Annotated in this window: 12 protein-coding genes, 2 pseudogenes and 1 CRISPR repeat array; of the genes and pseudogenes, 12 read left to right on the top strand and 2 right to left on the bottom strand. The window is 31.8% G+C overall.

Annotated features, from left to right (window positions below):
* Window positions 1-165 precede the first annotated feature (165 nt).
* From cas9 (LK443_RS08305) to csn2-St, 6 genes and pseudogenes are all read left to right on the top strand, one after another.
* Window positions 166-1,431 (top strand): annotated as a pseudogene (gene cas9 / locus LK443_RS08305) (type II CRISPR RNA-guided endonuclease Cas9); the annotation flags it as partial.
* Window positions 1,432-1,487: 56 nt separating this feature from the next.
* Window positions 1,488-2,851, top strand: a protein-coding gene (locus tag LK443_RS08300; RefSeq protein ID WP_227931110.1) for an IS3 family transposase whose coding sequence is annotated in 2 segments (ribosomal slippage) — window positions 1,488-1,929 and window positions 1,929-2,851 — 1,365 coding nt in all. Because the reading frame shifts where the segments join, the coding sequence is not laid out codon by codon here.
* A 160-nt stretch (window positions 2,852-3,011) separates the two neighbouring features.
* Window positions 3,012-5,096, top strand: a pseudogene (gene cas9, locus LK443_RS08295) (type II CRISPR RNA-guided endonuclease Cas9); the annotation flags it as partial.
* A 171-nt stretch (window positions 5,097-5,267) separates the two neighbouring features.
* Window positions 5,268-6,191, top strand: coding sequence for a type II CRISPR-associated endonuclease Cas1 (gene cas1 / locus LK443_RS08290; RefSeq protein ID WP_227931451.1), 924 nt, complete (start codon window positions 5,268-5,270; stop codon window positions 6,189-6,191).
* Complete coding sequence (cas2, locus tag LK443_RS08285) at window positions 6,181-6,504, top strand: CRISPR-associated endonuclease Cas2 (protein ID WP_227931450.1); 324 nt, start codon at window positions 6,181-6,183, stop codon at window positions 6,502-6,504. The genes cas1 and cas2 overlap by 11 nt, the downstream gene beginning before the upstream one ends.
* Entirely contained in the window at window positions 6,501-7,544 is a 1,044-nt protein-coding gene (gene csn2-St / locus LK443_RS08280; RefSeq protein WP_227931449.1) for a CRISPR-associated protein Csn2-St, read from the top strand. Before cas2 ends, csn2-St begins: the two co-directional genes overlap by 4 nt.
* A gap of 61 nt (window positions 7,545-7,605) precedes the next feature.
* A CRISPR array of direct repeats spans window positions 7,606-9,159; the repeat unit is 36 nt; unit sequence GTTTTTGTACTCTCAAGATTTAAGTAACTATAAAAC.
* Between the two features lie 161 nt (window positions 9,160-9,320).
* Here csn2-St and LK443_RS08275 read toward each other — a convergent pair.
* Window positions 9,321-10,583: a replication-associated recombination protein A gene (locus LK443_RS08275; RefSeq protein WP_227931448.1), complete on the bottom strand. Its 1,263-nt coding sequence runs from the start codon at window positions 10,581-10,583 to the stop codon at window positions 9,321-9,323.
* A gap of 129 nt (window positions 10,584-10,712) precedes the next feature.
* On the opposite strand from LK443_RS08275, the gene LK443_RS08270 reads away from it, so the two are divergent.
* Both LK443_RS08270 and LK443_RS08265 read left to right on the top strand, forming a co-directional pair.
* Entirely contained in the window at window positions 10,713-11,840 is a 1,128-nt protein-coding gene (locus LK443_RS08270; RefSeq protein ID WP_227931447.1) for a cysteine desulfurase family protein, read from the top strand.
* A gap of 40 nt (window positions 11,841-11,880) precedes the next feature.
* The gene (locus LK443_RS08265) at window positions 11,881-12,222 is read left to right on the top strand and encodes a DUF1831 domain-containing protein (protein WP_227931446.1); all 342 of its coding nucleotides are present in this window, start codon (window positions 11,881-11,883) and stop codon (window positions 12,220-12,222) included.
* Window positions 12,223-12,285: 63 nt separating this feature from the next.
* On the opposite strand, the gene LK443_RS08260 is transcribed toward LK443_RS08265, so the two are convergent.
* On the bottom strand, window positions 12,286-12,531 hold the full coding sequence (locus tag LK443_RS08260; RefSeq protein ID WP_227931445.1) for a helix-turn-helix domain-containing protein: 246 nt from the start codon (window positions 12,529-12,531) through the stop codon (window positions 12,286-12,288).
* A 207-nt stretch (window positions 12,532-12,738) separates the two neighbouring features.
* Between LK443_RS08260 and mnmA the strand changes: the two genes are divergently transcribed.
* From mnmA to LK443_RS08240, 4 genes are read left to right on the top strand one after another with little or no spacing between them, the layout of a single operon-like run.
* On the top strand, window positions 12,739-13,863 hold the full coding sequence (mnmA, locus tag LK443_RS08255) for a tRNA 2-thiouridine(34) synthase MnmA (protein WP_227931444.1): 1,125 nt from the start codon (window positions 12,739-12,741) through the stop codon (window positions 13,861-13,863).
* Between the two features lie 25 nt (window positions 13,864-13,888).
* Window positions 13,889-16,393 carry an ATP-dependent RecD-like DNA helicase gene (locus LK443_RS08250; protein ID WP_227931443.1) on the top strand — a complete coding sequence of 835 codons (2,505 nt, stop codon included), beginning with the start codon at window positions 13,889-13,891 and terminating at the stop codon, window positions 16,391-16,393.
* Between the two features lie 53 nt (window positions 16,394-16,446).
* Entirely contained in the window at window positions 16,447-16,887 is a 441-nt protein-coding gene (locus tag LK443_RS08245) for an ACT domain-containing protein (RefSeq protein ID WP_227931442.1), read from the top strand.
* 8 nt (window positions 16,888-16,895) lie between these two features.
* Window positions 16,896-17,633, top strand: a complete 738-nt coding sequence (locus LK443_RS08240; protein WP_227931441.1) for an HAD family hydrolase — start codon at window positions 16,896-16,898, stop codon at window positions 17,631-17,633.
* Window position 17,634: the final 1 nt, after the last annotated feature.

Here is a 17,634-nt window from a genome sequence, read left to right as displayed (position 1 = left end):
ATAACGATTTGAGAAACAGTAAATCAAAATAGGTTTACTGTTTTTTGTTGGTCAAATTTCGCAAAATATACAAAACATGGAATTTCTCCTAAATTCTATTGAAAGCTACAAAAACTAATAGTAAAATGAAAGCGTATAAAATCTGAGTGTTAAAGGAGGTTTACTATGGTAAATTATATTTTAGGATTGGATATTGGGATTGGTTCAGTTGGTATTGGACTAATCGAAAAAGAAACAGGGAAAGTGATTCATGCGAGTTCTTTACTATTTTCTTCAGGAGACCCTGCAAATAATGGTGAAAGAAGAAAAAATCGTGGAGGAAGACGATTACCTAGAAGAAGAAAAGTAAGAATTAAAAGTACTAAGAAATTATTTGAGACTTATGAAATAGATCTTGATTTTAAAAATATACCAATTAATTTAAATCCATATGAAATACGTGTTCGAGCATTAAGAGAAAAAGTATCTTTAACAGAATTATTCATTGCATTAAGAAATATGGTGAAACATAGAGGAATTAGTTACTTAGATGATGCCATTGATGAAGAAGGTACTGGAGTAAATAGTGGTTCAGCTTATAAAAAAGCAATTGATTTCAACTTGAAACAATTGAAAGAGAAAACACCAGGAGAAATTCAATTAGAACGTTTAGAACGATATGGTCAACTTCGTGGAGATTTCTCCGTTAAGGACGAAGAAGGTAATGAGAGAAGAATCATAAATGTGTTTTCAACTTCAGAATACAAAAAAGAAGCAGAGAGAATCTTAAAAAATCAACAACATTACTATTCTGAAATTACTGACGAATTTATAGAAGACTATTTAGAAATTTTAACTAGAAAACGTAAATACTATGAAGGTCCAGGTAATGAAAAATCTAGAACGGATTACGGTCGCTTTAGAACAAATGGTGAAACATTAGATAATATTTTTAGTATTTTAATAGGGAAATGTACGTTTTATCCAGAAGAATATCGAGCAGCAAAAGCTTCGCATAGTGCACAAGAATTTAATTTATTGAATGATTTAAATAATTTAACAGTACCAACTGAAACAAAAAAATTAAGTACAGAGCAAAAAGAAGAAATCATTGAATTTGTAAAAAATTCTACAGCAGTTGGTGCAAGTAAGATCTTAACTAAAATTGCTAAAATGATTGATTGTAAAGTAGATGAAATTAGAGGATTCCGAATCGATAAAAATAATAAACCAGAGATGCACACATTTGAAATTTATCGAAAAATGTGTCAATTAGAAACCATTATTATGGATTCTCTAACTAGAGAACAATTAGATATTCTTGGAAGAATCTTAACATTGAACACAGATAAGGAAGGAATTCAAGAAGCTCTACAACATTACTTGCCTGAAGTGTTTTCTCAAGAACAAACGGATGAATTGATTTTATTTAGAAAGAAAAACTCCTCAGTATTGTACTGCACCCCAAAAGTTAGACATGAAAAATCTAACTTTTGGGGTGTTTTTTAATGAAATTAACTTATGAAGATAAAATAGAAATTTATCAACTAAGAAAACAAGGTGAAAGTTTAAAGAATCTTTCAAAGAAATACGATATTGCCGATTCTAATATTAAATACTTAGTTCGATTGATTGATCAATATGGAATAGAAATTGTTAAAAAAGAAAAAAATCGTTACTATTCACCAAAACTAAAGCAGGAAATAATGAATAAAGTTCTTTTAGAAGGTCGTTCACAAACAAGTGTGGCTATTGATTATGCACTTCCTAATCGTTCCCTACTTTCAAATTGGCTAGCACAATATAAGAAAAATGGGTATACTATTGTTGAGAAAACAAGAGGGAGACCAAATTCAATGGGACGTAAGCCAAAGAAAAAATTAGAAGAAATGACAGAATTAGAACATCTTGAATTAGAAAATCTATACTTAAAGGCGGAAATTGCTGTTCTAAAAAAGTTGAGGGAACTACGATTGAAGGAGGAAAAAGAGAAAGAAGAAAAACTGAAATTGTTCAAGAATTAATCAATGAATTTCCATTGGATATTCTTCTTAAAGTAATTAATTTAGCTCGTTCAACGTACTATTACCATTTAAAACAAATGAACCAACCGGATAAGGATCAACAGCTTAAAGATGAAATACAAGATATTTTTACAGAACATAAGGAAAACTATGGTTACCGTAGAATTCATTTAGAATTAAGAAATCGTGGCTTTAAAGTGAATCATAAGAAGGTACAACGCTTAATGAAAGCACTTGGTTTAATTGCCCGTATTCGTCGTAAACGCAAATATTATTCATACCAAGGAGATGTTGGAAAGAAATCAGATAATCTGATTCAACGTGATTTTGAAGGATCTAAACCAATGGAAAAATGTTACACAGATGTAACGGAGTTTGCCATTCCAAGTAGTGAACAGAAACTATATTTATCACCAGTCTTAGATGGATTTAACAGTGAAATTATTGCGTTCAATCTTTCTCGTTCACCTAACTTACATCAACTAAAGGCAATGTTAAACGAGGCATTTACAGATGAAAAATACAAAAATACTATTCTCCACAGTGACCAAGGTTGGCAATACCAGCATGATTCTTATCATCGATTTTTAGAAAGTAAAGATATAAAGCCGTCTATGTCACGTAAGGGGAACAGTGCAGATAATGGTATGATGGAATCTTTCTTTGGTATTTTGAAATCAGAAATGTTTTATGGATTTGAAAAAGAATTTAAGTCTCTTGAGGAATTAGAGAAAGCTATTATCGATTATATTGATTATTACAACAACAAACGTATAAAAATTAAACTGGATGGACTAAGTCCTGTAAATTACAGAATAACTCATTCAAACTCTGCTCGTATTGCTTAACTAGTAAATCTAATTGAAAGTTTAATAATATTTCCAAGAAAAAACGCGCCAAAAATTTTGGCGCGAACCCCCTAGGGGGTTATTCATACATTTTGTTTTATTAATCAAAAAGAGACGACTTAAGTCGTCTCAAAAAAGTCTAACTTTTTGGGGTCACTTCATATTTAATCAAGGGTGGCATAGTTTTTCATTAAAATTATTGAATGAATTAATTCCTGAATTATATGCAACTTCAGAAGAACAAATGACTATATTAACACGATTAGGAAAACAAAAAGTTAGAAAAGATTCTCCTAAAACTGTATATATTGATGGAAAAGCTATTACTGATGAAATTTATAATCCGGTAGCTGGAAAAGCAGTTAGACAAACTGTTAAAGCTGTAAATTATATTTTGCATAAATATGGAATGCCTGATACTGTTGTGGTTGAAATGGCAAGAGAGAAAAATGAAGAGGAAGAAAGAAAACAAATTCAAAATCGTCAAAAGAAAAATTTAAATGATAAAAGTGCAGCAATGACAGCAGCTGCTTTGGAATATAATCAATCTAAAGAATTACCTGCTACTGTCTTCCATGGACATAAAGATTTAGCTTTGAAAATTAGATTATGGTACCAACAAGAAAAACGTTGTGCGTATTCAGGACGAATGATTCCAATTTCAAAATTAATCCATAATGAGGGACAGTATGAAATTGATCATATATTACCATTATCTTTAACATTTGATGATGGTTTAGAAAATAAAGTCTTAGTGGAAAGTACAGCAAATCAAGATAAAGGACAAAGAACACCTTATCAAGCAATTCCAACATTGACTAATTCATGGAATTGGACAGATTTTAAAAAATATGTAGTAGGAAATAAAAATTTTAGTAATAAAAAGAAAGAGTATCTATTATTCGAAGAAGACATTAATAAGTATGAAGTTCGTTCAAAATTTATTGCTCGTAATTTAGTGGATACTCGTTATGCGTCTAGGGTTGTTTTGAATGCATTACAAGATTTCTTTAAACAACAAAATAGTGGTACAAAAGTTACAGTTGTAAGAGGACAGTTTACAGCTCAATTAAGAAGAAATTGGAAGATTGATAAAACAAGGGATACTTATCATCATCATGCTGTAGATGCATTAATTATAGCAGCTTCAAGTCAATTACGTTTGTGGAAAAAATCGAATAATGTTTTCATTCGTTATAATGAAACAGAACTTTTAGATGTAGAAACTGGAGAAATTATTCCAGATAGTGAATATAAAGAATTAGTGTATCAAACACCATATGTTGACTTCAAGAAAACCTTACAATCAAAAGAATTAGAAGAGTCAATTCTATTTTCTTATCAACAAGATTCTAAGGTAAATCGAGCTGTTTCGAATGCGACAATTTACTCTACTAGAAAACAAGATGATAAAGAAATGACGGTTTCAAAAACAAGAGATATTTATACTATTGAAGGGTACGAGGATTTTCTTAAAATTTATGAAAAAGATCCAAATAAATTTTTAATGGCTCAACATGATCCACGTACATTTAAAGAAATTATTGAAGTGATTTTGGAAACTTATCCTAATAAAGAAATGAACGATAGTGGAAAAGAAGTAAAAGTAAGCCCATTTAAGAAATATTACGATGAACATGGCTATGTAAGAAAGTATAGTAAAAAAGGAAATGGACCAATTATTCGAGTATTAAAATACTTAGATAAGGCAGTTGGAAAGTATATCGATATTACTCCAGAAAATAGTACAAGAAAAGTTATTTTACAATCACTAAAACCTTGGAGAGGAGATGTTTATTTTAATCCTGAAACATTAAAATATGAAATCATGGGATTGAAATATTCTGATTTGTGTTATCAAAAAGGTGGAGACTATGGAATTACATGGGAGAAATATTTAGAGATAAAAGAAAGAGAAGGAATTTCTTCAAAATCAGAATTTAAATTCTCATTATATAAAAACAATGTGATATTGGTGAAAGATACTGAAACAGGGGAACAACAATACTTTAGATTCAATTCTAGAACGGGATCGGATTTAAATTATGTAGAATTTAAACCATTTGATAAAAAGACATTTGATTCTAAAGAAATAACTGTAAAATTTGGAGCAGTTGCATCTACTGGTAGATTTATTAAAAATATTGGAATTTCAAATACCTCTATTTACAAAATCGAAACAGATGTTCTAGGAAATAGATTCATCATCAAAAAAGAAGGCGACGAACCTAAATTGACATTTTAATGCAAAGTAAGGGGTTGCAATTTTATGAAGCAAGGTGTAGAATAACAATTGTAAGGGACGCCTTACATAGTTACTTAAATCTTGCTGAAGCTACAAAAATAAGGCTTCATGCCGAAATCGAGACCCCAGTCTTTTGACTGGGGTCTTTTCGTATATAAAGGAGTGAGGGACATGACGTGGAGAGCTGTGCATATTTCTGATAGTGAACAAATACGGTTGAAGTTAGATAACTTACTTGTAAAGAAACAGGGTACAAATATAACCATTCCGTTAAGCGATATTTCTATGATAGTTGCAGAAGGTGGAGATACTATTGTGACTTTAAGATTATTAAGTGCATTAAGTAAATATAACATTGCCTTAGTAGTATGTGATCAAAATCATATTCCAACAGGGATTTATACTGCTTATAATGGGCATTTTAAATCTTATAAGAAACAAATGAAACAATTGAGCTGGAGTGATTACCGTAAAAGTAAGTTGTGGCAAATGGTTATCGAAATGAAATTAGCGAATCAATTAGATTTGTTAATTATTACAGAAAAATCGGAAGATACTATTCGATTAATTTCAAGCTACATGGATGAAATTGAAATAGGAGACAAAACGAATCGAGAAGGACATGCAGCAAAAGTTTATTTTAATGAGTTATTTGGTATGAAATTTACTCGACAAACACAAACGGAAACAGATGTCATTAATGCTGGATTAAATTATGGTTATACAATTATTCGGGCACAAATGGCAAGGTTAATTATGGGATATGGTTTGAATCCAATTATGGGGATTTTTCATAGAAATGAATATAATCAATTTAATTTAGCAGATGATTTAATGGAACCTTTTCGTCAATTAGTGGATAGATGGGTCTATGAAAACCTGCAAGATGAAGATTATTTGAAGTTTTCACATCGATTGTCATTAATTAATTTAATGAATGCAAAAGTAAAGTTTGGAAAAGAATATTGTACAGTTGTTGGAGCAATGGATAAATTTGTTCAAGCATTTATGAAAAATATGGATACAAAAATGATTAAAAGAATGAATTATCCAATTGTTTCTAGTTTAGAATGGGAGAAAATAGATGAGGTATGATGCAGTGAGATTATTTTGCTTTTTTGATTTACCAATGGAAACACTAAAAGAAAAAAGATTATATCGATTATTTCGAAAAACTTTAATCGAAAATGGATTTGAAATGTTACAATTTTCTGTTTATGTTCGTACGTGTCCTAATCGAAGTTTTGCTTCAAAATTTTATAAAAAATTACAAAAATGTCCAATTGAAGATGGGAATATTCGCCTCTTAGCAGTAACTGAAAAACAATATGAAGATATGGTTTTATTAATTGGTCATCAAACAAGACAAGAAACAATTGTTGGGAATAAGAAATTGGTGATTATATGAAAATGAAAGTGACACATCCGTCTCGAGAATTTGTTGAATTTGAATTGAATCATTTTGCTCAAATTGTCGGTGGAAATCAAGAATTAAAATTTTATATTTTTCAATTAATTAATTGGTATTTTGATGGGAAGAAATATTCGGAAGATGATTTAGCGATATTTGATTTTAATGAACCAACTATTGTAATCGACAATCATATTGTAAGCCGCAAAAAATATAGAGTAGTTAGTATTGAAACAATGTCTGATATTGCTGAACAATTAAGTCTTAAAAAGGGAACTCTAGCATTTAATTATATTTGTCAAATTATGAATCAAGTGGATTTAGCAATTCAAATTGAAAAAATGAATGATATTTTACATGAAATGATTTGTAATATTAATGTTGCAATCCAAATTGAAGAAGATTCTATAGAATACGAAACGGATGCCATAGAATTTATAAAAGAAACTATTATCAAGGCTCATTTACAATCAAAATTTCATCAGATGAATAAAAATATTTCAGTGGATTTATTGAACAATTCATGTAAGTTAAATCTATTGATTAGTATTTTAGAAAAAATCTTAACAGATAGTACGGATCATTATTTATTAGTACTACGGAATTTAGGAAATTCTATTTCTAGAAAAGAATTGAAAATCATTAAGACAAGATTATTAAATTTAACAGACCATCATGACAATCTATCCGTCATTAATTTTATTGGATACCATGAACCAATCATTTTTGAAAGGGAAGTAGTGGAAGAGATAACAATTATAGGAGAGAGAATAGAATCTTTGCCAGAACTGGAATTTCTTTATCATCGATTTATACAATCTTATCCGTTAAATACTGTTCCAACTATGGAGGAATTTTGTTCTAGTTTAGAAAGAATTGTTTATTATTTGTTTGATAAGGAGTCGAGGGAGATAAGTTTATCGATTAAAGATCAAACGATATTAAAAGTACTCCATCAACTATATGATTATGATTTAAAAGAAGTTTCTTATATAAGAAATTCTGTTTTACAAATGTTTATTCATGAAGATGATTGACAATTGAGTTAGGAATTATATAATGAACATGAGAGATAAAAATCCGAATTTTTTATTTGAGGTTTTTGTACTCTCAAGATTTAAGTAACTATAAAACCTGGTGGCGGTGGTACTGGTAAGTCTTTATGTTTTTGTACTCTCAAGATTTAAGTAACTATAAAACAAGAGATTGAAAAGAAAGTTGCTAATCTATGTTTTTGTACTCTCAAGATTTAAGTAACTATAAAACTTGAAATAGTTTTATATTCCTGTATACTACGTTTTTGTACTCTCAAGATTTAAGTAACTATAAAACTAACAGATAACACATCAAAATACGAACTTTGTTTTTGTACTCTCAAGATTTAAGTAACTATAAAACTGACAATATGATTATATCACGATATAATATGTTTTTGTACTCTCAAGATTTAAGTAACTATAAAACGCCCCCATATGAGAACAACTATAGCAGTTTGTTTTTGTACTCTCAAGATTTAAGTAACTATAAAACCAATTTAAAAGCGTACGCTTATAATAGTACGTTTTTGTACTCTCAAGATTTAAGTAACTATAAAACTACTTATTTAAAAAACTTTTTTCAAATATAGTTTTTGTACTCTCAAGATTTAAGTAACTATAAAACATTCTTCTAATTCTAGTTTTAACGACTCATGTTTTTGTACTCTCAAGATTTAAGTAACTATAAAACCAAGATGTCAAAGGTGTATACTTATCACATGTTTTTGTACTCTCAAGATTTAAGTAACTATAAAACCTGTTATTGACTATGTAGGCTTGATTAAAGGTTTTTGTACTCTCAAGATTTAAGTAACTATAAAACGTACTTCATTCAGATTCTCCAATTCGTCAAGTTTTTGTACTCTCAAGATTTAAGTAACTATAAAACAAGTTGTATTTGGGTCCCCAGATACTATGCGTTTTTGTACTCTCAAGATTTAAGTAACTATAAAACAGTATGAGTTAGCAGAGCTTATTTCATTAGGTTTTTGTACTCTCAAGATTTAAGTAACTATAAAACACAAGATGAAATCGATAAGAACGCTCAGTTGTTTTTGTACTCTCAAGATTTAAGTAACTATAAAACTCAAGCTGTCGGCAGACCGCACACTTTACGGTTTTTGTACTCTCAAGATTTAAGTAACTATAAAACTTCTTTAGTTATATGACACCAACCTTCTACGTTTTTGTACTCTCAAGATTTAAGTAACTATAAAACCTTGTAATTCTTCAATAATCATTTGAGCCAGTTTTTGTACTCTCAAGATTTAAGTAACTATAAAACTTTTAGAGAGAATGCAAGAGCGTTGCCCATGTTTTTGTACTCTCAAGATTTAAGTAACTATAAAACACAGGTCTATAAAGATTTAGGTTTTGATGCGTTTTTGTACTCTCAAGATTTAAGTAACTATAAAACAAACTGATTTAGGTTTATCTCCTTCATCGAGTTTTTGTACTCTCAAGATTTAAGTAACTATAAAACTTAATAAACTTAAAACTTACGAATATGATTGTTTTTGTACTCTCAAGATTTAAGTAACTATAAAACCCTCTAGTAAATCAATTTGAAATCCGCTAAGTTTTTGTACTCTCAAGATTTAAGTAACTATATTAGATGGACGTTGTGGTTTAGTAGATAAAAATTTGAGAAATGTAGTGATAGAGATTTTGGTTTGATAGTTTAAAAAAAGAAATGGACTATGATTACTGATTTGAATGATAGTGACTAATGAAAACATTCCCCCGCAAGAATTTCTTGTCGGGGGATATTTCCATTTATTGAAACTTTTTATACTGTTCCTTCAACGCTTCTTCGAATTTCGAAGTTGGGTCTGGGTGGAAGTATTGTGTATATTTGAGTGTGTCCGGTAAGTATTGTTGTTTTACCCAGTGGTTTGGATAGTTATGTGGGTATTGATAATTCATTCCTCGTCCTAATTTTTGGGCTCCTTGATAATGTGCATCTTGTAAGTGGGAAGGGATGTTTCCTGATTTTCCTTGTCTAACATCTGAGAGTGCTGCATCAATGGAGAGCATTGCTGTGTTTGATTTAGGGGAGAGGGCTAATTCAATCACTGCATTCGCAAGTGGGATTCTTGCTTCGGGTAAGCCGAGTTTTTCGGCAGCTTGTACGGCTAATACGGCTCGACTTGCTCCTGCTGGGTTTGCTAATCCGATATCTTCATAAGCAATGACTAATAATCGTCTGATTAATGTAATGAGTTCTCCTGCTTCGATGAGTCTTGCCATATAGTGTAGTGCTGCATTTACATCACTTCCTCGAATTGATTTTTGGAAAGCGGAGATGACATCATAATGTTGATCTCCGTTTTTATCATGGGCGAATACTTTTCTTTGTAGACAGTTTCCTGCGATTTCTTCTGTAATAATGATTTTCCCGTCTTCATTTTCTGGGGTAGATTTCACAGCTAATTCTAAAGCGTTTAGTGAACTTCTCACATCTCCATTTGAAAAATGCGTTAATGTATGCATCGCTCCGTCTTCGATTTCTACATCATATTTTCCTAATCCCTTTGTTTCATCGGTTAATGCCCGTTTGAGTGCTTGATGAATTTCTTCTGGTGTAAGTGGGATGAGTTCGAAAATTTGTGTTCGACTACGAATAGCTGGGTTAATGGCAATATATGGATTTTCAGTAGTGGCTCCTATTAAAATGACACGTCCATTTTCTAAGTGTGGAAGAAGGAAATCTTGTTTTGGTTTATCCAAGCGGTGAATTTCATCTAGTAATAGAATGACTGTTCCGCTCATTTTTGCTTCTTCAATGACAATTTGTAATTCTTTTTTTGTATCTGTGGCAGCATTTAATGTTCGAAAGGCATACTTTGTCGTTCCAGCAATGGCACTGGCAATACTTGTTTTGCCAATTCCAGGAGGGCCATATAATATCATAGAAGAGAGTTGTTTGGCGGCAATCATTCGAGCAATAATTTTTCCAGGTGCTACTAAATGTTGTTGTCCGACAACTTCTTCTAAGCAAGTGGGTCTCATTCTGTATGCTAATGGTTGATTTTTCATAATTCTCCTCACTTTCTATCATTTCTATTGTAGCATAGTTTCCATACTTACGTGAGTCAAAAATAGTTACCTTATTTTGAAAAATATACTATACTAGTAAGAGTAGAAAATAAAGAAAGGACGATAGAGTTGCATTATTTAGATTATGCTGCTACTACACCGGTTGTAGAGGAAGTAAAAAAGGCAATTTTTGAAGAAATGGCATATTTTGGCAATCCTTCTAGTGTTTACCAAATCGGTCGTAGTCAAAAACAAAAGATTCAAGCAACTAAAAAAGATATATTGCAAGAATTACACGCTGCTACGACTGATTCCATTATTTTTACAGGTTCAGGATCTGAAGCGAATAATTTAGTGTTTGAATCGATTTGTCAGCAATTTTCAGAAGAAAAAGGAGAAATCATCATTTCAGGAATCGAGCATCCCTCGGTTAAAAAATCTGCTGCTCATGCTGAAAAATTAGGATTCACGATTATTGTGTTAGTTCCTGATGAGTCAGGGTGTATATCTGTTAAACAAGTGGAAGAAGCTTTAACAGAAAATACTTGTTTAGTATCGATTATGACGGTTAATAATGAAACAGGAGCGTATCAACCGATTCTAGAAATAGGTGAGTTATTAGTGGAACATTCTGCTTATTTCCATACAGATGCAGTTCAGGCATTCGCTCAAGAAGAAATTGATGTAACGGCTGCTCACATTGATTATTTATCTGCTTCAGGGCATAAAATTCATGCGCCGAAAGGAATTGGATTCTTATATAAGAAGAATGATGCACCAATTCATGCACTCATTAAAGGTGGCGGACAAGAACAAGGATGGAGAGCAGGAACTGAAAATGTTCCTTATATTGTTGGTTTCCAAAAGGCTTTGGCATTGGCCATTGAAACTAGAAATGAGAAAAAGAACAGATACCTTGAATTATCAAAGTATTTACAAGAACAATTAACGGTTCGCCAAATTCCTTTTGAAATAAATGGGGATGAATGGAGAAAGAGTCCGCATATTTGTAATGTTTGGTTAAAAGGAATTCCTGCAAGTCAAACATTAATTATGTGTGATTTACACCAAGTAGCTGTATCAGCAGGTTCGGCATGTTCTGCAGGAAGTTTAGAACCAAGTCCTGTATTATCACTCATGTATCCAGAAAATAAGAGTAGAGTGAGTGAATCTGTTCGTTTATCCTTTGGAGGAGAGACAACTACGGAAGATATTGATGCATTTATTTCCTCAATATCCTCGATTAAACGTCCATAGTATGCTAAACTAGTAGAAAGTGATGAAAGGAAGTGTTGATATGGCATTTACTCAAACAGCAACATTAAAACATTCAAATCATGTGTATCGTGTATCTCCAACTGTAAAAGGATATACATTAAGAGATAATGGATTTGTCGAAACAAAATCTGGAAATTTTCAATTCATTCGCAGTTTAGATGACTTAGTAGTTGGACATCGTGGATTAAAATTAAAAGTTTCAGTGGATAAAGCAATGAAACAATTAAAAATTTCAACAACAACAAAAGATGGACTTCAAACTGTTCAATTATATGGAAATGAAAAAAACGCATATGCGATTGAAAAACTAGAATTTATTCTAGAAGGATTAGTAGAACGTGGCGTGTTAGAAGAAGTATAAAAAAACGAGACAGAGTTTACTCTGTCTCGTTTTTATACATAGCACGGGAAGGTATTCCAATCACTAGTGTTGATCTTCTTCGTGAGGGAGTGGCTTAAACTGCGCCACGAAGCTTAAAGTATCGCCAAAATAAAGATTTTCGCCTGGAATCTCATAGAGTTCCTGCATGCGTTTACTTAAAGAGTATGGAAGATTCGTAGAATCTTTTTCATACTTCGTTAAAGTATCTTTATTAATTTTTAGGTGTTTGGCGGCTTCTAAGAGTGTTAAATTACGATTAACCCGCGCTGCTCGTAAAGATATTATCATACACTTATGCCCCCCTTTTATTAATAATAATTGTAGTGAAAATAAATTTATTTGTCAAATGTATATAAGGAAAAAATCCTATCGTTATCGTATTTAAGAAGATTTTGAGAAAAATTTTTTGAAAAAATTTTTAGAAAATGATATAAAATTGATACAGCGACCTTCAAATCGTTAAAAAAGAGAAAAATTAGAAATGATGGTGAATGAATGAATAAGGAAAATATCCGAGTAATTGTCGGAATGAGTGGTGGAGTTGATTCTTCTGTAACGGCTCTTTTATTAAAACAAGCTGGATACGATGTGATTGGTATCTTCATGAAAAACTGGGATGATACAGATGAAAATGGTGTATGTACAGCAACGGAAGATTATAAAGATGTGGCAGCAGTAGCTGAACAAATTGGAATTCCGTATTATTCTGTGAATTTTGAAAAGGAATATTGGGATCGTGTGTTTGAATATTTTTTAAAAGAATATCGTTTAGGGAGAACTCCTAATCCGGATGTCATGTGTAATAAGGAAGTAAAATTCCAAGCTTTCTTAGAATATGCCCTTCAACTAGGAGCAGACTATGTAGCGATGGGACATTACGCTCGTGTAGAAACAGATGAGAATGGTGTTGTTCGTTTATTACGTGGAGTGGATAATAATAAAGATCAAACATATTTCTTAAGCCAATTAAATCAACAACAATTATCTAAAGCCATATTCCCAATTGGGCATTTAGAGAAAAAAGAAGTTCGTAAAATTGCAGAAGAATTCAACTTAGCAACTGCTAAGAAAAAAGATTCAACTGGTGTATGTTTTATCGGAGAAAGAAACTTCAATGAATTTTTATCTCATTATTTACCAGCTAAACCTGGTAAAATGGTAACATTAGATGGAGAAGTTAAAGGAGACCATGCTGGGTTAATGTATTACACGATTGGTCAACGTCAAGGATTAGGAATTGGTGGTGGTGGTAAAACCAATGATCCATGGTTTGTTATCGGAAAAGATTTAAGTACGAATACATTATATGTTGGACAAGGATTCCATCATCCTAACCTTTATTCGGATTCATTATTTGCGACAGATTTGCAATTTAATACAGATGAAGAAAGAGCCAATGAATTCGAATGTACTGCTAAATTCAGATATCGTCAACAAGATACAAAAGTTCGTGTTGTATTTCAAGAAGACGACAAGACAAAAGCTATGGTATACTTTGAAGAGCCAGTACGTGCGATTACACCTGGGCAAGCAGTTGTATTTTATGATGGAGATATTTGTTTAGGTGGAGGTATTATCGACAAAGCTTATATGGAAGGAAACGAACGTCAATACGTTTAATAATTGATAGAAAAGAGGGGAAGTCATGAGTGAAGAATACATTGTAGGAGAAGTTTTAGCGACATTTTTTGAAAATCCGCAAAATTTTTACAAAGTATTATTAATTCGAGTGCAGGAAAGTAGTGTACAACTAAACTCAGATGAGATTGTTGTAACAGGAATTATTGGCACCATTCATGATCATTCCCCTTATCGTTTTAATGGAAAAGTTGTTTCGCATCCAAAATACGGGCAACAATTTTCTGTTTTAAGTTATCAACAACATCAACCGACTGGGAAAAAAGGACTCATTGCTTATTTTTCAAGCGGACGTTTTCCAGGAGTTGGTGAAAAAACAGCCATGAAAATCGTAGACTGTTTAGGAGAAAATGCGATTGAGCAAATTATTCAAGACGATGATTGCTTAAAAAATGTTCCAGGATTATCCGCAAAAAAATGTGAGAGTATTCGTAGCATTATTATCGAAAATCAAGGTACAGAACGTATTTTATTTGAATTGACGAATATGGGATTTACTCCAGTATTTGCCCAAAAAATTATGATGCTCTATAAAGAGAAAACAATGGATATTCTTAAAGAAGATCCATATGTGTTATTACAGTCCATTGAAGGACTTGGTTTTAGAAGAATTGATGCCATTGCGCAACAATTAGAGATTGCAGCAGATAGTTTATATCGTATTAAAGGTGCTGTTTATGTTGTGGTGAGAGATTTATCTTATCAAGAAGGCCATACCTTTTTAATTGATAAAGAAGTTGTTCTTGCAACTCAAAAATTATTAGAGCAAACTCGTTCGTTTCTAATTGAACCAGATCAAATCGTGAATGCGTTAAATGAATTAATTCGAGAAGGAATGATTATTTCTGAAGAAAATCACTTATCATTAGCTTCGTTATATTATGCGGAGATTGGAATTGTCAATGCGATTCAACATCGTTTAGAATTGTCAAAAAAATCTCACTATACTGAGGAACAGATAGAAGAAGCAATTCACCATGTTCAAAAGAACTTTGACATCATCTATGATGCGTCTCAAAAACAAGCGCTCAGTAAAATTATGCAAGAATCTTTGTTTATTTTAACAGGAGGACCTGGAACGGGGAAAACAACGATTATTAATGGTGTTGTAGAAATGTATCGTTATTTAGAAGACGTTGAATTAGATTCTGATGCCATTCAATTAGCGGCTCCAACTGGAAGGGCAGCGAAGCGTATGAATGAGTTAACGGGAATTTCTGCTTCTACCATTCATCGAATGTTAGGAATTTCTGCAGAAGAAAATTCTGAATTAGAAGGTGAAGATTCCGATGATACTCGTTCGTTAAGTTGTGACTTTTTAATTATTGATGAGATGTCGATGGTCGATACTTGGCTAATGAATCGATTGCTTCGTGCGACTCCTGCTAAAACGAAGATTTTATTTGTAGGAGATAAAAATCAATTGCCTTCTGTAGGACCAGGGCAAGTATTAACAGATTTACTATTATCGAATCAGATTCCATCCATTGAATTAACGCATATTCATAGACAAAAAGATTCCTCAAGTATTGTTCCATTAGCACACTCCATTAAAGATGGGAATTTGCCAATGGACTTTACTCAAAACCAACCAGACCGTACCTTTATTCCATGTCGTTCAACTCAGATTTTAGATGTGATTGAACAAATTGTGGTGAAAGCTATTAAAAAAGGTTATCAGAAGAAAGATATTCAAGTATTAGCTCCAATGTACAAAGGGGAAGCTGGTATTCATGAAATTAATAAAATGATGCAAAATATTTTAAATCCAAAAATTGGAAATTCAGTTCGAGAAATTGAATCATTCGACCGAGTATTCCGTGTAGGGGATAAAGTATTACAATTAGTCAATGTTGCTGAAGAAAATATTTATAATGGAGATATTGGTGAAATTAGTGCGATTATATTTGCTAAAGAAAATGAAGATCAAGTCGATAAAATCTATGTATCCTTTGATCATGTAGAAGTAGAATATAAACGCAATGACTTTATTCAATTGACGCATGCTTATTGTTGTTCGATTCATAAAGCACAAGGTAGTGAATTCCAAATGGTGATTTTACCAATGGTAGGTCAATATCAACGAATGCTTCAGCGGAATTTACTGTATACGGCAGTAACAAGAAGTAAGAAATTCTTAATTATGTGTGGGCAATATGAAGCATTCCAAGAAGCTGCAAATCGTCAAAGTGCAAGACGTCAAACGTGCTTAAAAGATTTATTGGTAGGAAATAGTTTTGAAAGTTTTACGATTGAGGAAGAGAGTCATGAAATTCGTTCAGTAGAATCGTTAGAAAATACGAAAGATTTGATTACGGACCTACAAAGTAAACAACAAACGGTTATTGAAAAGAGTACCGTTGCAGAAGAAACAGAAACTTACTCTGTAAATTCCAAAAAAGTTGTTGCACCCGATAAGAAACCTTTTATTTTAACAATGGCATTAATCGATTCTTGTGAAATTGATCCAATGATTGGAATGGAAGGGTTAACGCCTTATGATTTTATATAAAAATTATAGTATTTTCTCCTTGTATCGTATACAATAAGACCGAGGTGAAAGTTATGGAAAACCAAAAACATTTTTTAGTGTCAGCAGATGCTGTACCTCCTGTGTTTTCTAAAGTACTAAAAGCAAAAGAATTATTAGCAACTAAACAAGCAAAGGATGTTACAGAAGCAGTAAAATTAGTAGGAATTTCACGTAGTGTTTATTATAAGTATTATCGAAAAGTTCAAGGATTCTCGTCTGTGACTTATGGGCGAAAAGCTTCGTTAAATATTCATATGAAAAATGAAAAAGGAACATTGGCTAAAATATTAGATTTATTTGCGAGTTATAATATGAATGTATTAACGATATTCCAAGGATTAGCAATCCATAGTGTAGCGATTGTTCAATTAATGTTAGATATATCTGAATCAACGACTGATTTATCCGTGATTTTAAAGCAAGTTGAAGCGATGGATAATATTATCGGTGTTGAATTACAAAATGTAGAGTAGGAATTCAAATGAAATTACAAACGAATAAAGGAAATCTCGAAGTAAAGGCCATTCTTTTTGATAAGGATGGCACTTTAACTAATATAGACAATCTGTGGGTTGAACCAACAGAAATGGTCATCCGTAAAATTTTAAAGCAACATATCAAAGAAGATTCAGCTATAACGATTAAGCAGATGATAGAATTATTAGGGATTGTTCAAGGTGAGATTGTTCCCAATAGTGTCATTGCTTCAGGAACAGTTGAAGACATGTTAGACGAGATTGCAAACTATTTTCCAATTGATAAAAAGGCTTTATATGATGAAGTATTGCAAGATTTTAGAAATTATCTATTAGCACATCCAGATATGATTGTTCCAATTGGCGATGTAGCTTTTTTAGTTTCTGAATTAAAACATAAAGGAATCAAAGTAGGAGTTGTCACAAATGATAGTTATATCCCTACAAAAACAATTTTTGAAATATTGAAAGTTTGGCATTTATTTGATTTTGTTGCTACTCCAGATGAATATCCTGCTAAACCGGTGGCAGATTCCCTCATTGGTGCGAGTCAGCAATTAGGAGTACCATTGAATGAAATTTTTTATGTAGGTGATTCTTATTTAGATATGGCATATGCTAAACATTGTGGTGGAGGAATTGCTGTTTTAACGAGTGGGAGTGATGTCCACAAAATGAAAGAACAATCTGTGTTAGTGTTAGATTCTGTAGAACAATTACTAGATTTTGTAATAGGAGAGTGAC

It is taken from the genome of Granulicatella elegans (assembly GCF_020735385.1).
Lineage (GTDB): Bacteria > Bacillota > Bacilli > Lactobacillales > Aerococcaceae > Granulicatella > Granulicatella elegans_B.
Note: the sequence above shows the minus strand (reverse complement) of the source record. Positions and strands in the feature narration are given on the sequence as shown.

Coding starts and splice junctions, on each gene's coding strand:
- cas1 (WP_227931451.1), top strand. CDS start 5,268: ATGACGTGGAGAGCTGTGCATATTTCTGATAGTGAACAAATACGGTTG.
- cas2 (WP_227931450.1), top strand. CDS start 6,181: ATGAGGTATGATGCAGTGAGATTATTTTGCTTTTTTGATTTACCAATG.
- csn2-St (WP_227931449.1), top strand. CDS start 6,501: ATGAAAATGAAAGTGACACATCCGTCTCGAGAATTTGTTGAATTTGAA.
- LK443_RS08275 (WP_227931448.1), bottom strand. CDS start 10,583: ATGAAAAATCAACCATTAGCATACAGAATGAGACCCACTTGCTTAGAA.
- LK443_RS08265 (WP_227931446.1), top strand. CDS start 11,881: ATGGCATTTACTCAAACAGCAACATTAAAACATTCAAATCATGTGTAT.
- LK443_RS08260 (WP_227931445.1), bottom strand. CDS start 12,531: ATGATAATATCTTTACGAGCAGCGCGGGTTAATCGTAATTTAACACTC.
- mnmA (WP_227931444.1), top strand. CDS start 12,739: ATGAATAAGGAAAATATCCGAGTAATTGTCGGAATGAGTGGTGGAGTT.
- LK443_RS08250 (WP_227931443.1), top strand. CDS start 13,889: ATGAGTGAAGAATACATTGTAGGAGAAGTTTTAGCGACATTTTTTGAA.
- LK443_RS08245 (WP_227931442.1), top strand. CDS start 16,447: ATGGAAAACCAAAAACATTTTTTAGTGTCAGCAGATGCTGTACCTCCT.
- LK443_RS08240 (WP_227931441.1), top strand. CDS start 16,896: ATGAAATTACAAACGAATAAAGGAAATCTCGAAGTAAAGGCCATTCTT.